This is a genomic window from Streptosporangium sp. NPDC023963 (assembly GCF_040639135.1).
Taxonomy (GTDB): Bacteria; Actinomycetota; Actinomycetes; order Streptosporangiales; family Streptosporangiaceae; genus Streptosporangium.
Genome location: NZ_JBEZZK010000002.1, coordinates 1113250 through 1129950, shown reverse-complemented (window position 1 = coordinate 1129950; position 16701 = coordinate 1113250). Strand labels below are relative to the sequence as shown.

General features: G+C 67.1%; 28 protein-coding genes. 2 read left to right on the top strand and 26 right to left on the bottom strand.

All coding sequences use genetic code 11. The annotated features are described in order from the left end of the window. The first annotated feature begins 210 nt into the window (after positions 1-210). On the top strand, positions 211-732 hold the full coding sequence (locus AB0F88_RS11010; RefSeq protein ID WP_362680405.1) for a hypothetical protein: 522 nt from the start codon (positions 211-213) through the stop codon (positions 730-732). Between the two features lie 291 nt (positions 733-1023). Here the strand turns inward: AB0F88_RS11010 and AB0F88_RS11005 are convergent, their stop codons facing one another. From AB0F88_RS11005 to AB0F88_RS10940, 14 genes are all read right to left on the bottom strand, one after another. Next, a complete protein-coding gene (locus AB0F88_RS11005) occupies positions 1024-1332 on the bottom strand; it encodes a hypothetical protein (RefSeq protein ID WP_362680402.1) in 309 nt (102 codons plus the stop codon). Then, positions 1329-1544 (bottom strand): hypothetical protein, encoded by a 216-nt coding sequence (locus tag AB0F88_RS11000; RefSeq protein WP_362680399.1) that lies wholly within the window; start codon positions 1542-1544, stop codon positions 1329-1331. The genes AB0F88_RS11005 and AB0F88_RS11000 overlap by 4 nt, the downstream gene beginning before the upstream one ends. A gap of 23 nt (positions 1545-1567) precedes the next feature. Continuing rightward, on the bottom strand, positions 1568-1942 hold the full coding sequence (locus AB0F88_RS10995; RefSeq protein ID WP_362680396.1) for a hypothetical protein: 375 nt from the start codon (positions 1940-1942) through the stop codon (positions 1568-1570). Positions 1943-2515: 573 nt separating this feature from the next. Beyond that, entirely contained in the window at positions 2516-2917 is a 402-nt protein-coding gene (locus tag AB0F88_RS10990) for a hypothetical protein (RefSeq protein ID WP_362680393.1), read from the bottom strand. Continuing rightward, on the bottom strand, positions 2917-3123 hold the full coding sequence (locus AB0F88_RS10985) for a hypothetical protein (protein ID WP_362680390.1): 207 nt from the start codon (positions 3121-3123) through the stop codon (positions 2917-2919). Before AB0F88_RS10985 ends, AB0F88_RS10990 begins: the two co-directional genes overlap by 1 nt. 101 nt (positions 3124-3224) lie before the next feature. Further along, positions 3225-3404, bottom strand: coding sequence for a hypothetical protein (locus tag AB0F88_RS10980; RefSeq protein ID WP_362680387.1), 180 nt, complete (start codon positions 3402-3404; stop codon positions 3225-3227). Continuing rightward, entirely contained in the window at positions 3401-4036 is a 636-nt protein-coding gene (locus tag AB0F88_RS10975) for a hypothetical protein (RefSeq protein WP_362680384.1), read from the bottom strand. Before AB0F88_RS10975 ends, AB0F88_RS10980 begins: the two co-directional genes overlap by 4 nt. Next, on the bottom strand, positions 4002-4358 hold the full coding sequence (locus AB0F88_RS10970) for a helix-turn-helix domain-containing protein (protein ID WP_362680381.1): 357 nt from the start codon (positions 4356-4358) through the stop codon (positions 4002-4004). The genes AB0F88_RS10975 and AB0F88_RS10970 overlap by 35 nt, the downstream gene beginning before the upstream one ends. Then, a complete protein-coding gene (locus AB0F88_RS10965) occupies positions 4355-4558 on the bottom strand; it encodes a hypothetical protein (protein WP_362680378.1) in 204 nt (67 codons plus the stop codon). The genes AB0F88_RS10970 and AB0F88_RS10965 overlap by 4 nt, the downstream gene beginning before the upstream one ends. A 32-nt stretch (positions 4559-4590) precedes the next feature. After that, positions 4591-6360 (bottom strand): phage/plasmid primase, P4 family, encoded by a 1770-nt coding sequence (locus tag AB0F88_RS10960; RefSeq protein ID WP_362680375.1) that lies wholly within the window; start codon positions 6358-6360, stop codon positions 4591-4593. Beyond that, complete coding sequence (locus AB0F88_RS10955; protein WP_362680372.1) at positions 6357-7199, bottom strand: bifunctional DNA primase/polymerase; 843 nt, start codon at positions 7197-7199, stop codon at positions 6357-6359. Before AB0F88_RS10955 ends, AB0F88_RS10960 begins: the two co-directional genes overlap by 4 nt. After that, positions 7196-7546, bottom strand: a complete 351-nt coding sequence (locus AB0F88_RS10950; protein ID WP_362680369.1) for a hypothetical protein — start codon at positions 7544-7546, stop codon at positions 7196-7198. The genes AB0F88_RS10955 and AB0F88_RS10950 overlap by 4 nt, the downstream gene beginning before the upstream one ends. Further along, positions 7530-7676, bottom strand: a complete 147-nt coding sequence (locus AB0F88_RS10945; protein WP_362680366.1) for a hypothetical protein — start codon at positions 7674-7676, stop codon at positions 7530-7532. The genes AB0F88_RS10950 and AB0F88_RS10945 overlap by 17 nt, the downstream gene beginning before the upstream one ends. Then, positions 7673-7870 (bottom strand): helix-turn-helix domain-containing protein, encoded by a 198-nt coding sequence (locus AB0F88_RS10940; protein ID WP_362680363.1) that lies wholly within the window; start codon positions 7868-7870, stop codon positions 7673-7675. The genes AB0F88_RS10945 and AB0F88_RS10940 overlap by 4 nt, the downstream gene beginning before the upstream one ends. 149 nt (positions 7871-8019) lie before the next feature. Between AB0F88_RS10940 and AB0F88_RS10935 the strand changes: the two genes are divergently transcribed. After that, a complete protein-coding gene (locus tag AB0F88_RS10935) occupies positions 8020-8559 on the top strand; it encodes a hypothetical protein (RefSeq protein WP_362680361.1) in 540 nt (179 codons plus the stop codon). Here AB0F88_RS10935 and AB0F88_RS10930 read toward each other — a convergent pair. The 12 genes from AB0F88_RS10930 to rpsP all read right to left on the bottom strand — a co-directional run bounded on the left by AB0F88_RS10930 (position 8556) and on the right by rpsP (position 16499). Beyond that, complete coding sequence (locus tag AB0F88_RS10930) at positions 8556-10034, bottom strand: recombinase family protein (protein WP_362680358.1); 1479 nt, start codon at positions 10032-10034, stop codon at positions 8556-8558. The genes AB0F88_RS10935 and AB0F88_RS10930 overlap by 4 nt on opposite strands. 4 nt (positions 10035-10038) lie before the next feature. After that, positions 10039-10314 (bottom strand): magnesium chelatase domain-containing protein, encoded by a 276-nt coding sequence (locus AB0F88_RS10925; protein WP_362680355.1) that lies wholly within the window; start codon positions 10312-10314, stop codon positions 10039-10041. A 104-nt stretch (positions 10315-10418) separates the two neighbouring features. Further along, a complete protein-coding gene (locus AB0F88_RS10920; RefSeq protein WP_362680352.1) occupies positions 10419-10772 on the bottom strand; it encodes a YraN family protein in 354 nt (117 codons plus the stop codon). Between the two features lie 245 nt (positions 10773-11017). Further along, positions 11018-11341, bottom strand: coding sequence for a DUF2469 domain-containing protein (locus tag AB0F88_RS10915; RefSeq protein ID WP_030511723.1), 324 nt, complete (start codon positions 11339-11341; stop codon positions 11018-11020). 39 nt (positions 11342-11380) lie between these two features. Next, a complete protein-coding gene (locus AB0F88_RS10910; RefSeq protein WP_362680348.1) occupies positions 11381-12067 on the bottom strand; it encodes a ribonuclease HII in 687 nt (228 codons plus the stop codon). Positions 12068-12131: 64 nt separating this feature from the next. After that, the gene (gene lepB, locus AB0F88_RS10905; protein WP_362680345.1) at positions 12132-12728 is read right to left on the bottom strand and encodes a signal peptidase I; all 597 of its coding nucleotides are present in this window, start codon (positions 12726-12728) and stop codon (positions 12132-12134) included. A gap of 9 nt (positions 12729-12737) precedes the next feature. Beyond that, positions 12738-13604 carry a signal peptidase I gene (gene lepB / locus AB0F88_RS10900; protein ID WP_362680342.1) on the bottom strand — a complete coding sequence of 289 codons (867 nt, stop codon included), beginning with the start codon at positions 13602-13604 and terminating at the stop codon, positions 12738-12740. A 156-nt stretch (positions 13605-13760) separates the two neighbouring features. Continuing rightward, positions 13761-14114, bottom strand: coding sequence for a 50S ribosomal protein L19 (rplS, locus tag AB0F88_RS10895; RefSeq protein ID WP_362680339.1), 354 nt, complete (start codon positions 14112-14114; stop codon positions 13761-13763). A 191-nt stretch (positions 14115-14305) separates the two neighbouring features. Beyond that, a complete protein-coding gene (gene trmD / locus AB0F88_RS10890; RefSeq protein ID WP_362680336.1) occupies positions 14306-15115 on the bottom strand; it encodes a tRNA (guanosine(37)-N1)-methyltransferase TrmD in 810 nt (269 codons plus the stop codon). Between the two features lies 1 nt (position 15116). Next, entirely contained in the window at positions 15117-15650 is a 534-nt protein-coding gene (rimM, locus tag AB0F88_RS10885) for a ribosome maturation factor RimM (protein WP_362680334.1), read from the bottom strand. A gap of 104 nt (positions 15651-15754) precedes the next feature. After that, positions 15755-15997: an RNA-binding protein gene (locus AB0F88_RS10880; RefSeq protein ID WP_362680331.1), complete on the bottom strand. Its 243-nt coding sequence runs from the start codon at positions 15995-15997 to the stop codon at positions 15755-15757. Position 15998: 1 nt separating this feature from the next. Then, entirely contained in the window at positions 15999-16499 is a 501-nt protein-coding gene (rpsP, locus tag AB0F88_RS10875; RefSeq protein ID WP_362680328.1) for a 30S ribosomal protein S16, read from the bottom strand. Positions 16500-16701: the final 202 nt, after the last annotated feature.

Below are 16701 nucleotides of genomic sequence, written 5' to 3'. Positions count from 1 at the left end.
CCTTAATGACCTGCACAGACGGTCCGTATTGCACGTGCTGTACGGGCTGTACGAGTTGAACGTGTAGCCCGTACAGTGATGCGTGACGGTCGCTCAATGTGACGAGCCCGCCTCGACGCCGTGAACGTCGTGACGGGCTCTTGATCAGGAATGAGGTCCTGACCCGTGCATCAGCCTACGACCAGCACAACCGGCCCGTCAGCGCTCCGGATGACCGACGACCAGGCTCGCGCCCTCCTGCTGCACATCAGCCGCGCGTTCCCTCCGTGGCGCACCTGGTGGGCCGCTGGCACCTGGTACGCCACCGGGCCCTGCCGGATCCCGGAATGCGCGTGCTCGCGCACCCTGCACGCGCCCGGACCGGCCGATCTGTGTCGACAGCTCGCCGAAGTGGAGCGGGCCGGGCGGGAGCAGCGAGGAGACGGCGCCCTGTCGAACGAGGCGGCGTTCCTCCTCGGCGAGGCACAGTTCTCCGACGAAGCTGCGCACCTGGCCGAGCGGCAACTGCAGGCGCTGCAGCAGGAGTTCCCTGGCTGGGACATCACCTGTGTGGCCGACCTGTCTACCCCGGTCTGGCACGCCGTTCTCCGCGCCGAGCCGACCGCCCGGCAGAAGACAGCCGGGGTGGTGGCCAAGCTCATGCGGTTCTCGGCTGAGGCGCTCGCGTCCGCCTTGTCCACGCAGGTGGAGCGGATCCACCGGGCGCGAGCCAGCCACACCTTCACTTCCTGAACTCCCTGCAGGTCGGCGGCGCGAAACACCAAAGGCCGTCTGCAGGGTAGGTGCGGCCCCCGATCCCTCTGGAGGGGGTAGGTCGGGGGCCGCCACCATGACTCCCCGCGGGCGGTGGTGCGCAACCAGGGGCCGCCTGCGGGGGTTGAGCGTGGCCGGGCGACGTCTCAGGGACGGGACGTCTGCTGAACAGCCGGCCGCGAACCAGTGCCCCGCCTCGACTCATTCTCCGGGCGGGGCACTGTCATGTCGCGCGCACGTAGGAGACTCCGAAAACCCCGGAACCCTGACCTACGCCGAGCACTGGTAACACCAGTGGGCGCCACCCCGACCCCGGCACCACCGACGTCCCGAATGCCAAAGGCCCGTCTCCTCAAGCCACCGCTCTACCGGCGCTGCCCCCTCACCCCGGACAGTCAGAGCATCCAGCGTCGGTACCGTGCCGACGAGATCCAGCTCCTCGGCCAGCTCGACGAACCGGGCGTAGTACTCCTGTGTGAAGTCCGCCCCGACCATGGCGCCGTAGCCGGCCAGCTCCATCTTCGTGACAAGCTCCTCGGCCGTCGCCCACCGCTCCCGGACCGCGCCGCGGCGCCTCACGATGCCCGCCGCGGATACAGGCCACCATCCACGGCCCACCCGTCGATGTCCGCGAGCACATCCCGCAGAGCAGGCGGCGGCGGCAACTCAAGAAGCTTCGCCACCTCGACCAGGCGGTCATATGCCCACAGATGCGTCTGGTCGGGCTGCAGCTCCATCCCGTAGTGGACGCCGGCAACCAGGCCACGCGCCTCCGTCTGGAGAGCCTGCACCGATCCTGCTGCCCTGCGGCGCCTCACTGGACCCTCCGCAGGTTGTACGCGCCCCGAGCCGCTCCCCGGCGCTGCGGGCGGTCCATGTCGGTCTCACCCTCCTGCAGACCGTTCGGCAGGCGCAGGGAGGCAACCAGGCGAGCGAGCAACAGCGACTGCTGGCGACTCTCAGTCAGCAGCGGATGGGCGACCTCATCACCCTTTGAGTTGGTCACCGTCAGCGGCGAGTTCTCCAGCTCGGCCGCCATCGCATCGAGGCGATCAACGGCCCTCACCGCCTGCAGCAAAACGAGTTCCTCGTGCGAGTCGAGATCAAGATCCCCCATGATCGACCGCCACAACTTCCGCCCCGACGGACCCGAACCCTTCGGTACCGGCGGCACCTTCCGCTCGTCCACCCCATCACCTCCGAAAACGCGTCACGGATACAGCTTTCTGACCTGCATAAACGCGAAACCAAGCCGAATGGCCCCAGAATTGACCACAGAAACGACCCCATGCGAGCCCCTGACCTGCGCAAACTTGGCCCCTAGGACCGTTTCAGGGCTCAGCGACAGGCGAGCGCTATACCGTACCGGTGCCGCTTGAATAGGACAGAAGGGGACTCCCCCACCTATATCGGCATGAATCGGACATCGGGTCATGTGGTGAGACCGGGGTGAGGCTCATCGGGTCGCTTCCTCGGCTTGCGGTTGGCCTGTCGTCCGGCTGCTGCCTGCTGGCCTGTCCTCAGTGCGTGGTGGCCATGGCAGAGCAAGCGGAGGTTCGCCAAGTCGTGATCGCGAGGGTCGCCGATGTGGTCGACTTCGAGGCGGTCGTTTGATCCGCACACTCTGCCGTCTGCGATCCATCGGCATGACTGGTCGCGCCTACGTACGGCGTCGCGTCGTGCTGGCCAGTCAACAGGGAGAGGGTTGGTGCGCCGGCCTGGCGTGCTCTCGACTCTGTCACGCGGGTCGGCCTGTATACGCCTAGCCATGCTCGACCCTGAGGGGGCTGAACACGGCGTCGGTGTCGTTGACCTCGATGGTCAGGTGTACGTCTTCACCGAAGGTGTCGGCGAAGTCGGCGGCCAGGTCAGCGAGGAGGCGGGCCTCGTCTTCGGCGGTGTCTCTGTTCCACTGCTGCTTGTCGACGAGATAGGTCGCGACGAGGTCGACGTATCGGTGTAGGTCGAGGTCGGTTCGGTCGGTGATCGCGGCGAGGGTGGTTCCCTTCTCGCTGCCTACACCTGCCCATGAGCGTTCACATCCGCATGCCCCGTGATCTCCGGTGGAGCAGACGAAGGGCCGGAAGAGGAGTTCGCCGGGGATGGCGCGGTTGAATCCTCCGTCGCGTGGGTCTTCGGCGTCGGTGGCTGTGAGGACGCGCATCACTGGTTTCCTGTCTGCTGCTCGGCGAGCTGCTGGTCTCTGAGCTGTTCGAACTCGGCTCGCCATACGCCGTTCGCCGTGCCCCAGCAGTCTTGGGCCTTCCTCCATAGCTCACGTGCTCGGAGGGTGGGGTAGCGGACGCTGGACTCGACGAGTGGCATCCATTCGGCTTCGGTGTAGGTGAGCAGGCTGTTCGGGATCTTCATTGGTTCTCCTGTTGTGTGGCCCCGACCCGAGATGGCCAACCGAGTCGGGGCCGGCGGTGCCGCCGCTGCATAGGGAAGGAGGGACCCTGACGGCACCGGGCTTATCGGACGCGCTGCCACAGATCCCTGAGCGGGTCTGTCGACTCGTCAGGTTCGGCAGGCATGGCGCCGGGGGTGAGGGATTCCACGTCGTCCTGTGCCGGTTGGAGTTCCTCGGCGGACCAGGTGAACCGGTCGGCCACCATCTCGTTGTAGGCGTCGCGGATCGGGTCGTTGTTCATTCCGCGGTCGCCTCACTACGGAGCTTGGCCTTCATCGCTTCGGCGCGGAGTAGGCGTTCCTGTCGCTGCTCGTCGGTCTCGACGTACGGCTTAGGTGGGACGTTCAGTCGGACCTGTGGTTCAAGGTGCCGGGAGCTGCCGGCGGTGCTGCACGCGTCGCTGAGGGCGGCAGCGATGACGACGCCGGGGTTGGCCGTGATGGAGTGACGGCGGCCGTCGACCATCAGCGAGTCCGGAATGCCCATGCCTGCCTCGTGCCAGCCGATGCCCTCGATGTCTTCGCCGGCGGGAACCTTGAGCCGCATGAGGTCGGCGCGGGCGGTGCGTACGGCTTTGGCGAGGTTGAGGTGACGGCCGATGATGCGGACGGTCGCGGCGCGGATCGTCGCCAGGTCGGCCTGGTCGTCAACGGCTGCTTCAGCGTCGATGACCGTGGCCTTGACCGCGCGGACATGGTCGCGGTGGTCGTCTTTGGCTTTCTGGGCGGCGGCCTTCTGATCGGCGAGAACCTGCAGCTCTTCGATCTCGGCGAGGGTCTGCGCTTGGGCGTACTCCTCGGGGGAGACGGTTCCGCCGTCGAGAATCCGCTGCCGAAGTTCAGCGAGACTCGGTGTCTCCTTCGTCGTGCCCATCCATGTCCTCCACCTTGATCAGCCAGTCGCGCCCTGCTCGGCGAGCCGTGAGTTGGCCTGCTCGGCACATGCGCCGGATGTGGCGTACGGAGTAGCCGGTTCGGTTGGCCATCTCTGTACTGCTGATCTCTATTTTTTCAGGCGGTTCGAACATGTGTCCGCTAGCGGGCATGGGTGCGGGGTCGAGGAGGTCGCGGACGTAGGCGGTCAGCCAGGCCGGCACGGGACGACCGTCGAGGGCATCCTGTCGGGCGTGGGAGAGCAGCCAGGCCGCCAACCCGGCGGGCGGGGTGACGGCCTGGCCGTGCTGCTGGGCGGTCACAGCACCCACATGAGTTCGTCGACCTCCGCCTGTGTCCAGACGGAGCGAACTCCGCCGGTGTTGCAGGAGGGACGGCCTATGTCGTCATCGCTGTGATCTATGCGGACCACGTAGTCGGATCCTTCGTAGCCAGTGATCTCCCCGTCGATGGCGCCCAGGCCGACCCCGCATGCGAGGCAGAACGGTAGGGGAAGGATCACCCCGTCACCGATTGTGCGAGCGAGTTCGACCATCAGGACCCGTCCTTTTTGCGCTGGGCGTAGGCCGCGGTCCGGTGTGCGGGTGAGCAGTACTTCGCGTCGGCCCGCTTGGGCGTGAACGACTTCCTGCAGACCTCGCATCGCTTCTTCAGAGGCTTGGGCTTGGACGCCTCGACGGTCCTCGGACGCTTCGGCGGAGTCTCATCCCTAGTTGGCTCAACAATGGGAGGGGTCGCGGCCCATCGCGGCCCATCGTTTTCAGGCTGCGACAGTGCGTTAGTGGGCCGCGTGACGGCTTCTGCGTCGTCGCTGGTCACAGGCTTGGGCCGCGATGGGCCGCGACCTTCCGCATTGTGGTGCTTACTTTTCTTGTCCTCGCCTGCATCGCGGCCCACTCGAAGCGTCACCCCGACGAAGTGCGGGATGCGGACCTTGTCCACGTAGATCTTCGACCGCTTCAACCCGGCCACGACGGCGCGGAGATCACGGCCGAACTTCTGGACGTCACCGCTCTTGTGGTCACCTTCCTCGCACCACTCGCGCCAGGCGTCGAAAAGCTCCTTCACCGGAACGCTCTTGTCCGCGCCCACCTCGCACTCATCACGGACGAATGCCGTCGCCGGCGAAGCGATGTTCACCAGCTCGGCCGTTGCCTCGATAGAGGTCTTGGGCATGGTGAACCTGCCCTGTGCGGTGAGCCGGTCGAGGCCGTCGAGCGCCCACAAGAGGATCCCGGGCAGCTCCTCGCGAAGCTCGTCAGTCAGGTGCGGGTTCTCCTTGCCCAGGAACGACACCTGCAGATTCAGAATCAGGAACCGGTGGGCGATGGCCGCGGAGGCGTCACCGAACCTGGGCAGCTCGTTGGACAGGATCAAGAACCGAGTCGGGAGCTTGCCCGTCCAGGTCGGCAGGTACTTACGGTCGATCGTGACGGAGTCCTCACCGCTGATCGACAGCAGCCGCTCGGCGATCTGCGTAGTGGAGATCCCGTCGATACGAGCATCCGAGACGATCGCGATGGTCTTACCGATGAGCGGTTGCAAGCCGAAGTTCGTGCCGAGACTGGGCAGGGTGGGAGCGGCGACGTTGCCGTGCCCGATCAGGCCCGTGAGAGTCCGGGCAACCACGCCCTTGCCGCCGCGGGTCGGCCCGATCAGCATCGGAATCTTCTGCAGGTCACTCCTGCCGCTGACGAAGTAGCCGAATGCCTCCTGCAGTGCTTTGACCGCATCCACGTTGGCCTGCGCCTGCTCCTGGTCGGCAAGGTCGTCCGGCCAGAGCTGGCCGAGGAACTCGATCCACCGCTTGGGCTCGGGCGCGTCCGGGTCGTAGTCGAAGGGCACCGACACGCGAGAGAAGAACTTCGGGGTAGCCGGAAGCACCGTGCGCGTAGGAACGTGCAGGAGACCGTTCTGACAGGCCACGACCTCACTCGCCGGGTAGGGCGGGGTCGTGGTGTCGATCCAGGACGGGGACTCGACGAACTCGGGCAGATGGACGATGGCCGCGAGGGCATCGATCACGTCAGCGATCTTGCGCCGGTTCGGCTGCCAACGCCGAGTCTCCCGCGTCTCGCCGTCCCTGGTCTTGGCCACGTGAATGTACGTTGCGTCGGCCAAATGCCTGTAGAGATGGGCGCGGCGGGCGGCTTCCTCATCAAGGGTCCAACGCGAGCCATCCCACCGCAACCAGTCACCCCGCCAGTAGCGGAGCTTCAGGCAACCGTCTTCGGTCGTGAAGTCCTTGATCAGCTCCCGCGCGACGGCCATTGGTTCGGTCGGCGCCGGCATGAGCTTGGTCACGCGTTCCTCCTGGCAACGGTGCGCCGCGCGGAGGCGACAGTACGACGGGACGCGTCCTCAGGCAGACCGATGGACATCGCAACCCGAACAAGTTCATCAAAAGCGGCATCGCCGAGATCCTGCTCAGCAGCCCGGCAGCACGCCCAGTGAAGGGACCGGTTCCGGTTGCCCTCCTGCTGCCTCGACAGCCACGACGCCAGACCAGCCACGCCCGGGATGCTCTGTCCTTGACCTGAGGTGCGTCGAGCCGAGACCGGTGACCGCTTCGGACGCAGCACCTCGACCAACCACTCAGGCGCGGGCAGGATGGGCGTCGACGAGTCCACCGGCGTGTAGATCACGCCCGTCTCGTGGACGGAGCCGGGGCCGATGACGTACCCGCCCTTCCCGCGGATGTCGATCCCCAGCCCCTTGAGCGCGCCGGGCGAGTTGCCCAGTTGCTCGCCCTCGGGTTGCCAGTAGTAGAAGTGACGTCCCTTGGCCGTCGCCACGGTGAACGTCGGGTCGATGGTCTGGCCGACGCTGGCGGCGTACTCGGTGAAAGCGCCCTGTCGGTCTTCGTCCACGATCAGCAGGTTGTTCAGCCCGGCGGGCAGCAGGATGTTCCTCGGCCCGCGACCGAACTGGGCGCGAAGACCTGCCAGGTTGTTCGTCGCGACAAGCGGCCAGCGGCCAACGGGGTGTTTGCCTCGCTGGTCGTCACAGGGGCGATCGGGGTAGTGGGCGCCGACGCATTCGGGGTTGGCCGGATGATCGGCGGTGGCCATCTTGAAGTTGAACCGGTGTGCGAGCCACTGGACCGCCGTCCAAGTCGAGGTGTCATAGAGCATCCCCGTCATGCCGCTCTCCTGCCACGCTTGATCCTCGGCCTGTGCAGGGCGAGCTCGTAGCGGACACCGCAGCGGGCGCGGCGGCTGAGCAGGACGGGCGCGGGCCACTTCACCTGGTGCCGGTGCCAGCCACCGCAGGCGCATTCGTCGTCAAGCATGATCGGCGCGTACGTGAGACCGAGGTCGGGCGGGTACACGGTGGCGGACCTGACGATGGGAAGCTGCCCGGTCACGTGACGCGGGCTGCAGTTCCGGTTACTCTTGGCCTTGTCGTTGGCGGCCATCTGGTCGTTCGGGCGGGTTTCGGGGGTGATGACCCCGGACCCGCCCTTCTGCGTGTCAGGCGGCATTCGCATCCGCCTCTCCCCTCTGCAAGATCAGGGCGAGCCGCGCCCGCTTCTCCGGGCTGAGCGGCGGCATCTGGTCGACGTTGCGCTTCACCAGCGCATAGAGCGGGTCCGACTTGAAATCGGCGAAGTCGCTCATGCCGCTCGCCCGCCGGTCGCCTGCTCGGCCCGCAAGCGGCCCATGTACTGGACCAGCGCGTCAGCCGGGATGATTCGACAGCCCTGGACCTTCACGCTCTCGACTTCGCCCGAGTTGACCAGGTCCCACATGGTGCGCTCCCCGATCCCGAGCGAGTCGGCGCATTCCTTCACGCGGTAGCCGAGTCTTTCCATACTTCCCCTCCGATACGAACAAGTGCGCGTACTAGAGCGCACGATGCCAGTGGTACCAGAGATCAAGTGGTGCGCGCAACTCCGCGCACTATTACGCCCTATGGTGCGCGGCTATGCGAGCAAGTCGGGATCGGTCTATCGTCAGGACCATGAAGTTCCTTGGGTTCGACGCATTCAGCTCCTGGGTCAGCTATGCAACCGACACGCCGGGCCTGTACCTGATGGCCAGATTTGTGCCCGACGAGAGAGGGGAGCTCGTCGTGCGCGATCTCGTCTTGTCGGCGAAGGACGACAGGCGGATCACTGCGGCGGACTTGCGTGGAATCAAGGTCAGCGCGATCGAGGGGCAGGCGAACGCGCCCGCGTTCCTGAGCCAGCACCTGAGGGAGAAAGCGCAGCCCGAAGACGAGTACATCGCCAAGTTGCGGGTTGCTCTGGCCGAAGTTCCTGAGGAGAAGCGGGCGGCGAAGCGGCCGAAGATCGAGTTGACTCGGCCGGATGGCCAGGACCCGGAGGGGTTCTATCAGCAGGTCGCGGACGCGTACAGGCTCGCTATGGCTGAAACGACAAAGCCAGCCATGCGGCTGGCTGATGTCGCTGGGGTGCCGGTTGGTACGGCGCGGAGGTGGATTAACGAGGCTCGCAAGCGGGGCTTCCTCCCGAAGGGGAAGCCAGGGCGGGCGGGCTAGACCAAGTCAACGATCTTGACACCCTCGGGATTGAAGTAGCCCCAGACCTTCCCGTACTCGGGGGTCCAGCCGGGCGGCCGGCCTGTGGTCGAGGGCAGGACGATCACGCGGAACAGCTCGGCGACCACGGCTCGCTTCTGGTCGAGGTTCAGCCCGGCCCAAACCTCCCCCGGCTCGCCATTCCCGAACGGCCTGAGAGCCGTCACGCGGGCCTGAGCCTCGTCGGCCTGGTCGAGCTCGGCTCGGCGCTCGGCGGTCTTCTCATTCACTCTCAGAAGCGCAGACTTGGTCATCTGGCCGAGGGCGAACATCTCCGCAGCCTCCGTGTCCCGGAGTCGCAGCGCTTCCCGCTCTACCACCCGGGCGCGCATGGTGTCGTCTACCCGCCCGCCGTGTACGAGATCGACAACGTCGGGGCGAGAGAGACGCTCGATCACGTGCATGACCACGAAGCGCTCAAGATGATCCGCGTTGCGGACGACGTGCTTACCTTTGCCAGCGCGGCACTGGTAGGCGGGGACTGTGGAGCGCCCGCCCTTGGCGCTCATCCCTGCGGTACCCACGATCAGTCGGGACGTGATCCCCTCCTGCTCGCACGGCCCACACTCGGCGATTCCTGAGAGCAGCCAGCGGCGAGCAGAACCGGGCGTGGTTCGGCGGCCAGGATCGGCCAGCAGCGCCGTGACGGCCCGCCAGGTCGACTCGTCGAGAATGGCCGGCCACACTGCGGGGCCGACCTCTTCGCCCTGATGCTCCATGATTCCGGCGTTGCGTGGCCGGGAGAGGACCCGCCCGACGGATCGGGAACTCCACTGCTTGCCGGTCGAGGTGGGCACGGCTCGCTCATTCAAATCTCGGGCGATCGCGTTGAGGCTGGACCCGGACAGGAGCGCATCGGCCATCTGCTGGATCTCGGCAGCCTCAGCCGGTCGAACGGTGACACCGTCGTCCTCGTAGCCGAATGGGCGCCGTCCGCCCAACCATCGGCCTTCCATGACAGCCTCCGCTTTCATCGACTCGATTCGTTCGATCATGTGATCTACCTCGAACGTGGCGTCCACCACATCATTGCGGAATCGCTTGCGGCCAGTCGGCGTAGCCAGGTCATAGGAGCCGGATCGGGGCGTCTCCACGGGGTGATTTCCCGCCACGCACGCCTTCACGAACGTCTCGCACTCGGTCATGTCGCGGTGCAGCCGGTCCGCATGCCAGGCGATCACGCCCAGAGGGATCGGCCGGGCGTCATTGCGAAGCGTGTCCAGCATCGCCTGGTAGTCGTCGCGACGAGAGGGGGCAGCGCCGAACTTGACGAAGGCGGTCCGGTCGGTATCGACGAACTCGGCGACGATCCGCCCGCCGATCCGGTCGCAGTGGGTTTGGCAATCTCGGCGCTGCCGGGCGATGCCTGCTCGTCCTTTGGACTTGCGGAGGTAGACCAGGAACTCGCGCCCAGCAAAGGGGGAAGGATTGCTCATGGAACTAAGTATGCCATGGGTTGACATTCGCGACGTCGAACAGGCTGCCGCGCTTGGGCAGGCTGGCGGGAAACAGGCTGACCGTGATCCGGGCGTCGGGCCAGGCGTAGCGGCTGTTGACCAGGGCGGAACGGACCCGGTCCCGGGCCTCGCTCAGCGCGGTGTCGAGCATGCCGATGAGGTGAAGGCCCGCCACGCCACTGCCGACATCGGCCTCGACCTCGACGAGACGGCCGGTCACCCCGACCAGGGCGACGCAGCGCGTGCGTGCGACGGCCACTCACCCCACCCCCCGCGGAGAGCGAACGATCCACGACAGGCCGGGAGACGTCGACAGAGCGGGAGACGTCGAGACACCGGGGAACCTCGACACACCGGGAGACATCAGCACACCCCCCGCTCGTGGCGGATGGCGAAATCCCCGGCGAACCGCTCCAGGGCGACGACGTCGACACGGATCGCGTCGAATCGGTCCGGGCGCTCGGCGAGCCAGCTGGCCGCGAGCCTGCGCAGACGAGCGATCTTCGCGTTGGTGACCGCTTCGAAGGCGGTGCCGTGACTGCGCCCCGAACGGGTTTTCACCTCCACCGCGACGAGCGTGCGCCTCTCCCGGGCGACGATGTCGATCTCCCCGCCCGGGCACCGCCAGTTGCGATCCAGGATCTGCAGGTCGTGTGCCAGCAGATAATCGACGGCGATCTGCTCACCGTGCTTGCCGAGCTCATCTTTCGCGGCCATGGAACCACCTCCGGTTCCAGACCTTCGCTCAGCTCACCGCACCACCAAGAAGCCGAACGCGATTCTGTGGAAATCCGGCCGGGCACGGAGCGTGGCTGTGGACAACCTCTCGCGGCCGCTCAGCCGCATCACGAGGCCCCGGGGCGCTCGGCCCCACCCACTGGCCCCTCCGGCCCTCCAGCCTCTCGGGAACGCCTTCGAAGCCGCCCTGCGAAGCCGCCGGGACAAGGGCCCGGGAAAGCCGCTCAGGAGGAGAAGCCCTCCTTGGGCATCTCCAGATCGGGCTTGGCGAGCTCCTCGACGTTCACATCCTTGAAGGTCACCACGCGGACGTTCTTGACGAACCTCGCCGGGCGGTACATGTCCCAGACCCAGGCGTCCTGCATCTTCACGTCGAAGAACACGTCACCGTTCTCAGCGGTGCGCACGTCGAGGTCGACGGAATTGGTGAGATAGAAGCGCCGCTCGGTCTCCACGACATAGGTGAAAAGGCCGACAACGTCGCGGTACTCACGGTAAAGCTGCAGCTCCATCTCGGTTTCGTACTTTTCGAGATCCTCTGCGCTCATACCGGTCCTCCTGTTAAACGCCCACCCCGGCCCGCCCGATCAGACGGCGCCGGCCCCCACTTCATTCTCACCCATCACCTCGCCCGCTCCTGACCGCGCCACCGTCGAGAACGAGAAGCGGTGATCCGGACACGGACCGTAGGTTCTGAGAGCCCTGCGATGGTCGGCGGTGCCATACCCCTTGTGCACGGCGAATCCGTACCGGGGATGGCGTTCGTGCAGCGCCACCATCATCTCGTCCCGCGTCACCTTGGCCACGATCGAGGCCGCGGCGATGCAGGCCGCGACCTGATCTCCCTTCCACACGCCCAGCGACGGCGCGGGCAGGCCTGGAACGGGGAACCCATCGGTCAGAACGTAGCCGGGGTGGCAGGGTAACCGCGCCACAGCCCTGCGCATTCCTCCGATGTTGGATCTGTGCAGGCCCCGGGCGTCGATCTCACCCGGCGGGATCACCACCACGCTCACCGCCTCCGCGGTCACCGTGATCCGCTCGAACAGCGACTCACGCCGGGAGGCCGTCAGCAGCTTGGAGTCACCCAGACCGTCGATCGGGCCGTTCAGCACCACGGCGGCGACCACCAGCGGCCCGGCGCAGGCGCCCCGGCCCGCCTCGTCGACTCCCGCCACGGGACCGAGCCCGCGCCGGCTGAGAGCCCGCTCGTAGCCGTACAGTCCCGAATCCCGCCGGACCACGCTGGGTCTGGGGCGAAACGCAACCGTCATGGCACCACGGGTGACAGAGCGACCATGACCAGAGAGTACGCCCCCTCCGGTGCATTCGGTACCGCTATCTCACCTTCAGGAAGCTCTCCGGCCTCGAAAGGACCGTGGCCCTGGAGAACGGCCAGTAGATCGCGACGGCACGGCCGATGACGTCGCTCTCCGGGATCGACCCCTCTCCCAGCCTCTCCTCGTGGGCGCGCGAGTCGGCGGAGGCGGTGCGGTGATCACCCATGACCCACAGCCGCCCCTGGGGTACGACCTTCTCGAACGCCTCTCCCGAGGGGAAGTCGCCGGAGAAGAGGTAGGAGCTCTCTTCGAGCGGCACTCCGTTGACCGTGATCCGCTTCTTGGCGTCACAGCACTTCACCGTGTCACCGCCGACCGCGATCACCCGCTTGATGGTGTCCTCGTTGTTCCAGCCTCTGAAAACCACGATGTCACCGCGCTCGGAGTCTCCGTGCAGCTTGTTGACGACCACGCGGTCACCCACCAGAAGGGTGTTCTGCATCGACTCCGACGGGATCCAGAACGACTGGAAGACGAACGCCTGCAACAGCAGCGCCGCCACCACCCCGCACACCAGCAGGAACAGCGACTCGCGCAGGCCACCGCCCTTGCCGCGCTTGTCTTTCTTCTTCTCAGCCTCGGGTTCAACGGTCATGAGATGGGGCTACCGCCTTGAGAGCCAGCGACGACGCCACAGCACCAGCGGCACGGCGCCCGCGAAACCCGCGAGGAGCGGGGCGGCCCCTCCCAGGGCCGCGGCGGCCTTGAGGGCCGGCTGGCCGAAGGTGTCGGGAATGGGAAGGGTCGTGGCCCTGGAGAACGGCCACACGATCACGAAGGCCCGGCCGATCACCTTGTCGACCGGGATCGTCCCGCCACCGGGATCGCCCAGGTGGGAGCGGGAGTCGAGGGAGACCAGCCGGTGGTCGCCCATCACCCACAGGCGCCCCTCACCGACCTTGGCCTCGAAGAAGCTCTGGGAGGGCACGTCGCCGGGGTAGAGGTACTCCTCGTCGAGGGGAACCCCGTTGACCGTCACCCGGCCCTGGGCGTCGCAGCACTTCACGGTGTCGCCGGCGACGCCGATGACCCGCTTGATGTAGTCCTTCTCGCCGGGGACCACGCCGAAGGCGGTGCCGACCCAGCGGAAGAATCCCGCGACCGGGTTGGGTGGCTCCTCGAGGTCGATCTCGGGGTCCCAGGAGTCGACCCCGGAGAAGACCACCACGTCGCCGCGCTCGATGTCGCGGACGCGGTAGACGAGCTTGTTGACCAGGACCCGGTCGTTCGTGAGGAGGGTGTTCTCCATCGACTCCGACGGGATGTAGAAGGCCTGAATCACGAAGGTCTTGATTATGAGGGCGAGCACCAACGCCACGACGACCAGAACAGGCAGCTCCTTCCAGAAGGAGCCCTTCTTCTTGTCCTTGCCGTCCCCGGCGCTCTTCTGAGTGTCTTCGGCGACCACGTCCACCTCGTCCTCGACAGGTCGACGCGAGACTGCGCCGTACTCCCGGTCTTCGCTAGTCATCGCTGACGAGCCTAGATGATGGGCGGTACCGAGTGCTCGAGTGACGGGGTACCGCATAGCCATGCGTATTGCCATAGGAGGTCAAACCTCCTTACATGCGACTGGCCCGCTCCCCGGTGACGGGGGCACGGGCCAGGTCGGCGGACGCTGACGCGCCTAGCGGGCTTCGCGCTTCTCGCGGATGCGAGCGGCCTTGCCGCGCAGGTCACGCATGTAGTAGAGCTTGGCGCGGCGGACGTCGCCACGGGTCACGAGAGTGATCTTCTCGATGACCGGGCTGTGCACCGGGAAGGTCCGCTCGACACCGACGCTGTAGCTGACCTTGCGGACGGTGAAGGTCTCGCGGGAGCCGCCGCCCTGGCGACGCAGGACGAAACCCTTGAAGACCTGGACACGGGACCGGCTGCCCTCGATGACCCTGACGTGGACCTCAAGCGTGTCACCGGGCCGGAAGTCCGGGACATCGGTGCGGAGCGCGGACTTCTCGAGCTCGCTGATCAGCGTGTGCATGGCAGTGGTACCTCATTTACGAGCGCACACGGAGGTCCATCCGGCCGCGACGGGGCGGCGTCGCGATGGACACGCGTGCTGAAGTGGACTATGTCTCGGAGCTGGCCGACCGCGATGAGACCGGTCTGGGAACCGGATGGGCAGTCGGCGGCAACGCTTCAGTCTGCCATATTTTCCCGACCGACCGGAAATCAACCGGTCAGGACGGCCGGGCCCGCGGGATCCGCCGGCCCCGCCTCGGGGAGATCCAACTCCGCCAGGGTTCGCCTGTCGTGCTTGTCCAGGCTCTCCGGGTCGAGCGCGGCCAGCAGCTCGGGCCGGTTCCTCGCGGTACGGCGCAGCGCCTGGTCCCGCCGCCACCGGGCGACCTTCCCGTGGTGCCCGGAGAGCAGGATCTCCGGCACCTCGTGCCCCCGCCACTCGGGCGGCTTGGTGTAGACGGGGCCCTCGAGGAGGTTCTCCATCGCGCCCGGCGCGAAGGAGTCGTCCACGGCCGAGTTGACGTTGCCGAGCACGCCCGGCAGCAGCCGCCCGACGGCCTCGATCATCACCAGCACCGCCACCTCGCCCCCGGCGAGCACGTAGTCGCCGACGCTGACCTCGTCCACGCGCATGCGGGCGCCGTACTCGGCCATCACCCGGGAGTCGATGCCCTCGTAGCGGGCCGGGGTGAACAGCAGCCACGGCTCGGCGGCGTACTCCATCGCCAGCCTCTGGGTGAAGGGCACGCCGCTGGGGGTCGGCACGATCATCCTCGGCGGTCCGGCCGGGCCCGAGGCGAGGACCGCGTCGATGGCCTCCCCCCAGGGGCCCGGCTTCATGACCATGCCGGGACCGCCGCCGTAGGGGGTGTCGTCCACGGTGCGGTGCACGTCGTGGGCGTGGTCGCGGAGCTGGTGGAGGTGGACGTCGAGGATGCCGCGCTCGCGGGCCTTGCCGATGAGGGAGACGTCGAGGGGGGCGAAGTACTCGGGGAAGATGGAGATGACGTCGACGCGCATGTCAGACGATCTCGTCCGGGTCGAGCAGCCCGGCGGGGCCGTCCACGACGAGGACGCCCTTGACGAGGTCGACCACCGGGACCAGCGCCTTGACGAACGGCACGTAGACCTCGCCGCCCCCGGCGGCCCCGGCCTTGCCGCGCCGTACGACGAGCAGGTCCTGGCCGTGGTGGAGCACGTCGGACACCTCTCCCACCGCCTCCCCGTCGGGTTTGACCACGGTGAGACCGATGAGCTGGTGGTCGTAGAACTCGTCGGGGTCGTCGGAGGGCGGGATGTCGTCCGAGTCGATGACGAGCATGGTGCCGCGGAGATCCTCGGCCTGGTCACGGCCGGTCACGCCCTCGAACCTGACCAGCAGGATCCCGGAGTGCCAGCGGCGGGACTCGACGACCAGCGGGCCGGCCGACGCGGGGTCGGTGGCCAGGGCCGCGCCCGGGGCGAAGCGCCGGTCCGGCTCGTCGGTACGCACCTCCACGGACACGTCCCCGCGGAGCCCGTGCGGGCGGCCGATCCGGCCTACGACGAGCTGCACGCCCGCCTCCTCACGTAGTGGTGTCTAGGGAAAGTCTGGGAAAAGCAGACGGGCCACCCACGCTGGGCGGGTGGCCCGTTCGCTCGATGGACGCGTCTCGCCGGCTAGCGGGCCTCGTTCAGGTCGAGAAGATCGACCCGGATGTACTTGCCGTCGCCGAGGGCGTTCACGACCGTGCGAAGCGCCTTGGCCGTACGGCCGCCGCGGCCGATGACCTTACCGAGGTCCTCGGGGTGGACCCGGACCTCAAGCACACGCCCGCTGCGGATGCGGCGGGCGTGAACCTGGACGTCGTCAGGATGCTCGACGATGCCCTTCACCAGGTGCTCGAGGGCCTCCTCGAGCACCTCAGGCCTCGCCTTCCGGCTTCTCCTCGGCGGCCGCGGTGGGCTCAGCCGGGGTCTCGGCGGCGGCCTCTTCAGCCTTGGGGGCCTCTTCGGCCTTGGCCTCTTCAGCCTTGGGAGCCGCCTTGCGGGTCGACTTCTTCGGCGTGGTGGCGGCCTCCAGGGAGAGCGCCTCCTTGGCCGCGGCCTCGTAGACGGCGTGGCGGTCGGCCTTGGGCTCGGCGACCAGGAGCGGAGCCGGAGCCGGCTCGCCCTTGAACTTCTGCCAGTCGCCGGTGAGCTTGAGGAGCTTGAGCACGGGCTCGGTCGGCTGCGCGCCGACACCCAGCCAGTAGGCCGCCCTGTCGGAGTCGACCTCGATGCGCGAGGGGTTCTCCTTCGGGTGGTACAGGCCGATCTCCTCGATCGCCCGGCCGTCACGCTTGGTGCGGCTGTCGGCGATGACGATGCGGTACTGCGGGTTGCGGATCATGCCGAGCCGCTTGAGCTTGATCTTGACTGCCACTGGTGTGGTCTCTCCTGCATTAGGGCGTGGGTGAGCGGCGTCTCATCGAGTGGGGCACGAGGAGAGGACCGTTCGAGGGACAGGCATGGCACGCGGGAGTGAGAGGGCAACCACGTGTCACGATGTTCCAACATGTCATTGTGCCAGACGTGCGGGGGTGCCCGGCCAACCCGAGGCCATCCGGTACGGCGGCCGGAAGGCA

Coding starts and splice junctions, on each gene's coding strand:
- AB0F88_RS10935 (WP_362680361.1), top strand. CDS start 8,020: ATGAAGTTCCTTGGGTTCGACGCATTCAGCTCCTGGGTCAGCTATGCA.
- AB0F88_RS10930 (WP_362680358.1), bottom strand. CDS start 10,034: ATGAGCAATCCTTCCCCCTTTGCTGGGCGCGAGTTCCTGGTCTACCTC.
- trmD (WP_362680336.1), bottom strand. CDS start 15,115: ATGCGCGTCGACGTCATCTCCATCTTCCCCGAGTACTTCGCCCCCCTC.
- AB0F88_RS11010 (WP_362680405.1), top strand. CDS start 211: ATGACCGACGACCAGGCTCGCGCCCTCCTGCTGCACATCAGCCGCGCG.
- lepB (WP_362680342.1), bottom strand. CDS start 13,604: ATGACTAGCGAAGACCGGGAGTACGGCGCAGTCTCGCGTCGACCTGTC.
- AB0F88_RS10990 (WP_362680393.1), bottom strand. CDS start 2,917: ATGCGCGTCCTCACAGCCACCGACGCCGAAGACCCACGCGACGGAGGA.
- AB0F88_RS10975 (WP_362680384.1), bottom strand. CDS start 4,036: ATGGGCACGACGAAGGAGACACCGAGTCTCGCTGAACTTCGGCAGCGG.
- AB0F88_RS10940 (WP_362680363.1), bottom strand. CDS start 7,870: ATGGAAAGACTCGGCTACCGCGTGAAGGAATGCGCCGACTCGCTCGGG.
- AB0F88_RS10950 (WP_362680369.1), bottom strand. CDS start 7,546: ATGCGAATGCCGCCTGACACGCAGAAGGGCGGGTCCGGGGTCATCACC.
- AB0F88_RS10980 (WP_362680387.1), bottom strand. CDS start 3,404: ATGAACAACGACCCGATCCGCGACGCCTACAACGAGATGGTGGCCGAC.
- lepB (WP_362680345.1), bottom strand. CDS start 12,728: ATGACCGTTGAACCCGAGGCTGAGAAGAAGAAAGACAAGCGCGGCAAG.
- AB0F88_RS10985 (WP_362680390.1), bottom strand. CDS start 3,123: ATGAAGATCCCGAACAGCCTGCTCACCTACACCGAAGCCGAATGGATG.
- rplS (WP_362680339.1), bottom strand. CDS start 14,114: ATGCACACGCTGATCAGCGAGCTCGAGAAGTCCGCGCTCCGCACCGAT.
- AB0F88_RS10915 (WP_030511723.1), bottom strand. CDS start 11,341: ATGAGCGCAGAGGATCTCGAAAAGTACGAAACCGAGATGGAGCTGCAG.
- AB0F88_RS10910 (WP_362680348.1), bottom strand. CDS start 12,067: ATGACGGTTGCGTTTCGCCCCAGACCCAGCGTGGTCCGGCGGGATTCG.
- AB0F88_RS10945 (WP_362680366.1), bottom strand. CDS start 7,676: ATGAGCGACTTCGCCGATTTCAAGTCGGACCCGCTCTATGCGCTGGTG.
- AB0F88_RS10920 (WP_362680352.1), bottom strand. CDS start 10,772: ATGGCCGCGAAAGATGAGCTCGGCAAGCACGGTGAGCAGATCGCCGTC.
- AB0F88_RS10955 (WP_362680372.1), bottom strand. CDS start 7,199: ATGACGGGGATGCTCTATGACACCTCGACTTGGACGGCGGTCCAGTGG.